The organism is uncultured Nostoc sp. (assembly GCF_964247315.1).
GTDB lineage: Bacteria > Cyanobacteriota > Cyanobacteriia > Cyanobacteriales > Nostocaceae > Nostoc.
In genome coordinates, this window is record NZ_CAXTTT010000247.1 from 1 (window position 1) to 2,652 (window position 2,652).

At 43.9% G+C, this 2,652-nt stretch carries 2 protein-coding genes; both read left to right on the top strand.

The window, feature by feature from the left end:
* Positions 1-265: 265 nt before the first annotated feature.
* Positions 266-1,705: an NB-ARC domain-containing protein,Caspase domain-containing protein gene (locus ACFE93_RS34355; protein ID WP_375480564.1), complete on the top strand. Its 1,440-nt coding sequence runs from the start codon at positions 266-268 to the stop codon at positions 1,703-1,705.
* Positions 1,699-2,652, top strand: a 954-nt coding sequence (locus ACFE93_RS34360; RefSeq protein ID WP_375480566.1) for a tetratricopeptide repeat protein, incomplete at its 3' end; no start/stop codon positions are given. The genes ACFE93_RS34355 and ACFE93_RS34360, both read left to right, overlap by 7 nt.

The following is a 2,652-nucleotide window of genomic DNA, read 5'->3' on the forward strand; positions in this document are numbered from 1 at the left end:
TAATATACTCCATTATCCCATACTGTATTGCACTCAATCAGGAACCGCTATATTTCGAGGTTGCCATGATGGTTTACCCCACCCTAACCCTCCCCTTGTAAAGGGGAGGGAACTAGATTTCTTTTTTCCCCCCTTTCCAAGGGGGGATTAAGGGGGGTAATTCAAGTGTGTACACCGTAGATTCCCTGCTAGGGAAGGGGGTTAGGGGATTAGGGGGTTAGGTCATTTTCCATAGGAGGTGAGAAACTAAATCATCATGCAGTTGATGGCTAAACCTGAGCGGACATTTGGGTTAATTGTGGGTATTGAAAAGTACCACGAAACTGCTTGGAATGTAACGGGTGGAGGGCCAGCCGATGACGCGCTGAAGTTTGCTGATTGGCTGCATCAGCGCGGTGTACCGAGGGAGAATATCCGGTTATGTTTATCAGCACTGGAAGAAAATAATCAGTTGATTGGGGAACGTGGGTTAACTGTAGAGCCAGCGACAGAGCAAAATATCTCCGACATTGTGACTAACTTTTTATCCCCAAAGTCGGGGGATTTACTCTACATTTTTTGGGCGGGACATGGTTTGATTACCTCAGAACGAGAGCGTCGGTTGTTTTGTGCTGATGCCAATAAACAGAATTGGCAGAATTTAGATTTGAATTCTTTATTAGTTTTGTTGGGTTCCGATAAATTTCAGATTCATAATCATATTTGTATTATTGATGCCTGTGCCAATTATTTTTCAGAGTTGAAGGGAAGACCAACTAACTTAGGTGGCAAAGCTTTTTTGAGTGGTCAGCCAAGAACAGCTAGTCAACAATTTGTATTACTGGCTACGCGGGAAGGAGAGCAAGCTAAGGTAAATTCTGAAAATAGAACAGGATACTTTTCTCAAGCGGTGAGAGAGGCTTTCGCCACAGCTAATGGGACTTTTCCACCGGATATGAGGGAAGTTACTGAGGCAGTTAAGCAGCGATTGACCAACTTAGATAAAAAACAACAGCCGACTTATTTTTATTCCCGTAGTTGGGATGGAGATATTGAAAAATCTCATTTCAACCCGTTTGATATCCCGCATGATATTCCACAGAGTCAAGCGCGTAAGTTTGTTGGCAGGGATGAGCAAATAGAACAATTGTATGAGCTATTGCAAGCAAATGATGTTGTAGTAATTACCGATGTGACTGGACAAGGTGGCGTGGGTAAAACAGAGTTAGCTATTCAATACTCATGGCAATATTTGGAAGATTATTCTGGCGGGTGTTGTTGGTTAAATCCCCAAGGTATTGATTTGGGAACCCAGTTAGTAGAGTTTGGAGTTGTGAATTTACCTAACTTTAATCCACCGGATGGATTAAGCCTAGCAGGTCAAGTTGCTTATTGCTGGAAGAAGTGGCAAGCTGGCAAAGTTTTATTGATATTTGATGATGTCAAAGACTGGAAGCAAATTAAACCCTATCTACCACCTAAAGGTTCTCGGTTTAAGGTGTTAATTACCACTCGTCTAAATGCAGGGTTAGTATATCCATCACTGCCGTTAGGTAAATTGTCAGCAGATGCAGCCTTAGAATTATTAACAACCCTGCTGGGAAAAGATAGGGTTGAGAAGGAATTAGAATTTGCTAAGGGACTTTGCCAATTTGTGAATTATGTACCTGTTGGACTTTACCTAATAGCAGGACTGCGGCAAGAGCCAGGGAGCGAATCATGCTAGCAGACATTCTCGCACGGCTACAGAAGCAAGCAACAGATGGCGAGTCTGGTGTAGCAGCAGCTTTTGAGTTGAATTGGCAAAGCTTGGAACCAGAGGCGCAAAAATTGGCTTGTCTGTTGAGTTTGTTTGCTTTGGCTCCTATTCCTTGGTCTTTGGTAGAATCAGCAGCAAGTTCTAGCGATTTGGAATTTGACCTCAAAGCTAACCGCACTATTTTAGTTGAGCGTTATCTGTTGCAAGAATTGGCAGAAGACACCTACCAAATCCATGATCGCATTCGGGAATTATTGCAGCAGAAGTTAGAAGAGTTAGCTCAAGCAAACGAACTTAAGCGCGGCTATTGTCAAGCAATGCTAGCCGTAGCAAAAAATATTCCTGAGACACCCACATTGATAGAAATTGCTCAAGCAACCCTGTCCATCCCACACCTTGCGGAAGTTGTCACAGTTTACCAAGCTTGGTTAAGCGATGAGGATTTAATCTCACCATTTGAGGGCTTGGTTAGATTTTACGCAGGTCAAGGAGCCTATGAGCAAGCTTTGCCTTGGGGTAAACAAAGTTTATTAGCTACTAAAGAACGTTTGGGTGAAGAACACCCCGATGTGGCAGAAAGCCTGAACAATTTGGTATTCCTCTACGAATTACAGGGAAGGTACAGCGAAGCCGAACCTTTGTGCATCGAAGCTTTGGCGATGAGAAAACGCCTGCTGGGGGATGAACACCCGTCTGTGGCAACTAGCCTGAACAATTTGGCAGGACTCTACGATTCACAGGGAAGGTATAGCGATGCCGAACCTTTGTACATCCAAGCTTTGGAGATAGACAAACGCCTATTCGGAGATGAACACCCAGATGTAGCGATTGACCTGAACAATTTGGCAGAACTCTACCGTTCACAGGGAAGGTACAGCGATGCCGAACCTTTGTATATCGAAGCTTTGGCGATG

What these genes read in the sequence shown, in the direction of transcription:
- ACFE93_RS34355 (WP_375480564.1), top strand. Translation starts at nt 266, where the DNA reads ATGGCTAAACCTGAGCGGACATTTGGGTTAATTGTGGGTATTGAAAAG.